Annotated in this window: 6 protein-coding genes; 2 read left to right on the forward strand and 4 right to left on the reverse strand. The window is 60.5% G+C overall.

What is annotated here, in order from left to right:
* The coding region (locus EN893_RS39340) for a response regulator (protein ID WP_164900954.1) at positions 1-173 on the reverse strand (173 nt) is incomplete at its 3' end.
* Between the two features lie 239 nt (positions 174-412).
* The gene (locus tag EN893_RS18855) at positions 413-1042 is read right to left on the reverse strand and encodes a histidine phosphotransferase family protein (RefSeq protein WP_024504504.1); all 630 of its coding nucleotides are present in this window, start codon (positions 1040-1042) and stop codon (positions 413-415) included.
* Positions 1043-1433: 391 nt separating this feature from the next.
* On the opposite strand from EN893_RS18855, the gene EN893_RS18860 reads away from it, so the two are divergent.
* Complete coding sequence (locus EN893_RS18860) at positions 1434-1970, forward strand: EipA family protein (RefSeq protein WP_236382921.1); 537 nt, start codon at positions 1434-1436, stop codon at positions 1968-1970.
* A 190-nt stretch (positions 1971-2160) separates the two neighbouring features.
* Positions 2161-3297: a hypothetical protein gene (locus EN893_RS18865; RefSeq protein ID WP_127270376.1), complete on the forward strand. Its 1137-nt coding sequence runs from the start codon at positions 2161-2163 to the stop codon at positions 3295-3297.
* Between the two features lie 91 nt (positions 3298-3388).
* Here EN893_RS18865 and EN893_RS18870 read toward each other — a convergent pair whose 3' ends face one another.
* Positions 3389-4204 carry an RNA methyltransferase gene (locus EN893_RS18870; protein WP_127270377.1) on the reverse strand — a complete coding sequence of 272 codons (816 nt, stop codon included), beginning with the start codon at positions 4202-4204 and terminating at the stop codon, positions 3389-3391.
* A gap of 164 nt (positions 4205-4368) precedes the next feature.
* Complete coding sequence (locus EN893_RS18875; protein WP_023809905.1) at positions 4369-4713, reverse strand: metalloregulator ArsR/SmtB family transcription factor; 345 nt, start codon at positions 4711-4713, stop codon at positions 4369-4371.
* Positions 4714-4915: the final 202 nt, after the last annotated feature.

A 4915-nucleotide genomic window follows, 5' to 3' on the forward strand; every position in this document is an offset into this window, starting at 1 on the left:
ACGTCAGGCAAGGCGCCATCGACGACGATGATGTCGGGCATATCGGCGGCGCACATCTCCAGCGCGTCCAGTCCGCTGGCGGCCTCGATGACAATCATTTCGGAGCCGCCCAGGATGCGTTTTGCAACCTTCCTGATGACGCTTGAATCGTCGACGAACATGCAGCGTTTCATTTCCGGGTCCTCTTTGCCTTCTGGCAGTCCGGTAGCGTCGGGGGCATCCAGGACGCACCATAGGCCAATCTGGTAAAGAAGCCGAAAAGGCGTTAGGTAAAATTTTTACAAAGATAGGCAGGTGCCTACTTTTATTCGCGAATGCTTTGGCGCTGCCTGGACGACCAGACGCATCTCAAGTCGATGAGCTGGAATTACAGATTTCAATGTAGAAATACTTCGCTTTATCGGCTGCGCAATCAGGCCGCAGAAAGCACGATTTCTTCCGGCGTCGCGTGGATCGATATCGTCATGCCGGCTTCGCGCGCCAGAAGCAGCGTGTAGTAGGGCTGCACGGAATGCGCGTCGATCGGTTCCTCCGGCTTGTGGCCGGAATGCAGTTCGAGGAATTTCGGCGGCACACGCAGCATCGGGCCAGCCGACGCAAGCGCGAAACGAGGTTCGGTCTCAAGATTTTCCAGCGTCACGGAAAGCTTGCCGCCGCGCGGAATGGCGGCATTGGCGACGAGGATCAGGTTGAGCAGCAGCTTGACCTTGTTCTTGGGCAGCAACGCGCGGGGCCCGTTCCAGGTCAGTTCCGGCTTTTCGTTCTTGAGGAAGGCGATGGCGACCGCTTCGGCATCGCCGGTATCGATCAACATGCCGGCCGAGCCGGCGGCACCAAAGGCGATGCGGGCGAACTGCAGGCGGGCCGAAGCGTTGCGGGCGCTCTGACGGATCAGCTTCATGGCGTCCTCGTCGGCGCCGCCTTCATCAAGCAATTCGAGCCCGTTGTTGATCGCGCCGACCGGCGAGATGATATCGTGGCAGACCCGGCTGCACAAAAGCGCTGCCAGATCGGGTGCGGAAAGGGTGAACAGATCGGCCATCGGCGAAAAATCCCTGCAAAATCTCACAACTCATGGCCGGGCGATCGATCGTCGCCTGCCACACGAATCACACACTCTCTCCTCGGGCTTTCTGAATACACAGCGCCCGTGCGTGCAGCAACAAATCCAAATTGTGGTTGTGGCAAATGGCGTGTTCACGCAGGCTGCCGGCCCCACTTGAGCGACCCCAAACAGCCTTCGAACCGCCATGTTCATGTGGGAGCTTAATGGTTGAAAAAGGATTACGGCATAGTTTGCCCCTAACAGTTACCCTTAACGGCCGGCTAAAAGAGCCGTACGGGGTGCGAGGCGTCGGCGAAGGTGCTCCCTGACGGAGATTGGAAGCATGTTTTCCCGATACTACGACCGGAGCTTTCTCCGTGTCTTCTCAATGGCGGTCACGCTCCTGGGCGTTCTCGTCTTCTCGACTTCAGCCCTGCGGGCCCAGGAATACACCGCTCAGGAGATTGTCGATTCCGGTCACAAGTTCTTCGGCGCGACATCAGGCGGGCTCGCCACAGTCGTCGAGAAGATTTTTGCTTCCTACGGCCTGCCCAACGGCTATCTGCTGGGCGAAGAGGGCTCGGGCGCGCTGATCGGTGGCCTGACCTATGGCGAAGGCACGCTCTACACCAAGAATGCCGGCGACCACAAAGTGTTCTGGCAAGGCCCATCGCTCGGCTGGGATTTCGGCGGCGAGGGGTCGCGGGTGATGATGCTGGTCTACAATCTCGACGATGTGGGCAGCCTCTACAACCGCTATGGCGGCGTCGCCGGTTCGGCCTATGTGGTGGCTGGCGTCGGCTTCAACGTGCTGAAGAACAACAATGTGGTTTTGGTGCCGATCCGCACCGGTGTCGGTGCCCGGCTTGGCGTCAATCTCGGCTATCTGAAGCTTACCGAGCGCGCCACTTGGAATCCGTTCTAAGCTGAAGTCCTTGGCTGTCGTTGCACAAAACCGGGACCGCTTTTGGGTCGACATGCATTAAACTCGTGGCGTTGCGGCAAACCCTTGCCGCAACGCTGGATTTCCGCCATGTCAACGTGGCACAGTCAAAGCGCTCCATGCGCTTTTGGTTTATCTGGTTTGATGCTTACCGGCCACAACGGGTAGTCACTTGGTCCAGTCGGTCCTGTTCTTCGTCCTCGGCTTTCTCTGTGCTGGCTTTCTGGCGCTCATGGTGGCTCCGGCCATATGGCGTCGTGCGGTCACGCTTACACGCAGACGCGTCGAATCCTCGATCCCTCTGACGCAAACCGAAATCCAGGCGGACAAGGATCGCATCCGCGCCGAATACGCCATGACGACGCGCCGCCTGGAAATCAGCGTCAAGGCGTTGCGAGAGAAGACGGCCGAACAACTGGTCGAGATCAATCGCGGTCGCGAGGCCATGAAGGGCCTGGCGGTCGAGCGGACGGACAAGAACCAGGCGCTGACCGAACTGGGTGCGAAGAACGAAGCGCTGCGCCAGCGAGAGGGCGAGTTGCAGCAGCTTTCGGAGCGTCTGAAGGAAACCGAACGCAAGCTGGAAAAGCGTGCACTTGAGCTGCAAAAGCTGGAGCGCATGTATGACGACGCCAGTTTTTCCTCGAGCAGCCGGCAGATCGAACTCGTGGCGCGAGAGTCCGAAATGCAGAAGCTCGCCAGTGACATTGCGATGCTGCGCGGCCAGCGCAAGGAAGCCGACAGGCGCGGCCAGGAAATCGCGGCCGAAAGCAAGGCCGCGCGGGAGGCCCTGAAAGCCGAGAAGAAAAGGACCGCCGAACTCGACAAGAAGGTCGAACGGCTGCTGGCCACACTTGCCGATCGCGAAGACAAACTCGACCGCCGCGAAAAGGAACTGGCACGCATGCGCGAAAGATCGAAATCCGAAGACAGCGCGCCAGCCTTGCGGCTGGTCGGCAAAGGCGGCGATGTCGCCAGGAGTGATGATTTGGACAAGGCAATCGCCAAGCTCGACAGTGACCGTGAGCAGCTCGAGGCGAGGCTGACGGCGCTGGCGCGCGAGAACAAGCGGCTGAAGGCCGACCTCACCGCACTGGCCGCGTCCAAGGCCACGGACAGCAGCTCCGCCTTGCGCGAGCAGATGAACGCGCTGGCGGCGGAGGTCGTCCATCTGACGGCGAAGCTCGAGGGGCCTGGTTCGCCGATCGCCAAGGCATTGGCAGTACCGTCGGACGCCCGCTCCGGCAACGGTGACCGCAGTCTTGCCGACCGCGTGCGCGCGCTGCAGAAGGCTGACGCGACAAGCTGAATCAGGCCTCCTTAGAGCATTTCACCGTTTCACGGAAACGGCGAAATGCCCTAACTCTTTGCTTTGACGCAATTCTGGACGGAAAACCGCTTCACACTTTTCCTGGAATTGCTCTGGCCGAAAAATGATGCAGCGCAATGGCTGAAGCCGCGGCGACATTCAGGCTGTCGAAGCCTTCCGCCATGGTGATCCGCACGTCGTGCAGGCTTGCGAGCAGGTCGTCCGGCAAGCCTTCGCCCTCGGTGCCGAGATAGAGCGCCAGGCGCTTGCTGCGCTGCGCATCGCGGATGTCGGTCTTCCCGCGTGGCGACAGCGCGAATTGATCGAAGCCACGTCGGGCGAGCATCGTCGTGAAGCCGGCGGTGTCGGAGAACGATGCGAAAGGGATCTTGAGCGCGGCGCCGACCGAAACGCGGATCGCTTTGCGATAGAGCGGGTCGCAGCATGTCGCATCCAGCAGGACCGCGTCAGCGCCAAAGGCGGCGGCATTGCGGAAGATCGAGCCCACATTGTCATGGTTGGCGATGCCGACGAGCACCACGACCAGCGCCCGAGGCGGCAAGCCGTCGAGCAGGTCTTCGGCCGGCTGCGGCTCTCCCTTGCGGCCAATGGCCAGGATGCCGCGATGCATATGAAATCCGGCGATAGCGTCCATCACCGCGCTGGTGGCGACATAGACCGGGAGGTCGGCGGGCGCCTTGCTCAGGATGTTGTCGAGACCTGCCAGCCGGTTTTCCAGGACCAGGATCGATTCGGCGGCAAAGCGCCCGGTCGAGAGCAGCAGGTCGAGCACCACCTTGCCTTCGGCGACGAAGCGGCCTTGCCGGCCGGCGAGGTCACGCTCGCGAATGTCGAGATACGCAGCGACGCGCGGATCTTGCGGGTCGTCGATGCGAATGGGATCCATGCATTCCTCGCGACCGTCGCATCGGCCCGAAAATCCGGACCGCTTCCCGGCGCTCACCTGGTTTGGAAAGCACGATGCGACGATTCGGGACAATCAGCCAGCTTTATGCGCCCCGGATGGGCGCATGTCGCTCTGAAAACGCCGGCGAGATCGGCGCTATGTGGTCAGGTTCCAGCACGGCGCAAACGGTGCGCCATCTGGGACAGATCATCCTTGCCGCTGCCGAAAATGCCGTCCAGCATGACAAGCAGTTCTCGCACGGCGTCGGATTTGCAGGAGTAGTAGATCATCTGCCGGTCGCGGCGGGTCTCGACTAGGTCGAGCGCCCGCAACTTGGCGAGGTGCTGGGACAGGGCGGATTGGCTGAGCATCACCTTCTCGGCAATGGCTCCAACCGACATCTCACCTTCGGCGAGGTAGCTCATGATCAACAGTCGCTTCTCATTGCCCATCAGCATGAGAAACTCTGCCGCCGATTCGGCGTTCACGATTAGCTTTGTCGAGACCATCGATCCCCCATGCTTCCTGTTCATCCCGACGCCATGGGGGCAATGGCGTCTGATTCCATAAATTCACTTGTCGATCGGCGCTGGCGATTCAGCGTCACCAAAAGGTAGAGCATTTCACTTAAATCTCAAGTGTTGCTTTTGGTCCAGCATAATTAAGTCTCCGTCCCGGCGTCGACAATGGCTCGGCCGGCCTTGGCCATAT

This window comes from Mesorhizobium sp. M7A.F.Ca.CA.004.04.2.1 (genome assembly GCF_004022825.1).
Lineage (GTDB): Bacteria > Pseudomonadota > Alphaproteobacteria > Rhizobiales > Rhizobiaceae > Mesorhizobium.

What these genes read in the sequence shown, in the direction of transcription:
- EN893_RS18855 (WP_024504504.1), bottom strand. Translation starts at nt 1,042, where the DNA reads ATGGCCGATCTGTTCACCCTTTCCGCACCCGATCTGGCAGCGCTTTTG.
- EN893_RS18860 (WP_236382921.1), top strand. Translation starts at nt 1,434, where the DNA reads ATGGCGGTCACGCTCCTGGGCGTTCTCGTCTTCTCGACTTCAGCCCTG.
- EN893_RS18870 (WP_127270377.1), bottom strand. Translation starts at nt 4,204, where the DNA reads ATGGATCCCATTCGCATCGACGACCCGCAAGATCCGCGCGTCGCTGCG.
- EN893_RS18875 (WP_023809905.1), bottom strand. Translation starts at nt 4,713, where the DNA reads ATGGTCTCGACAAAGCTAATCGTGAACGCCGAATCGGCGGCAGAGTTT.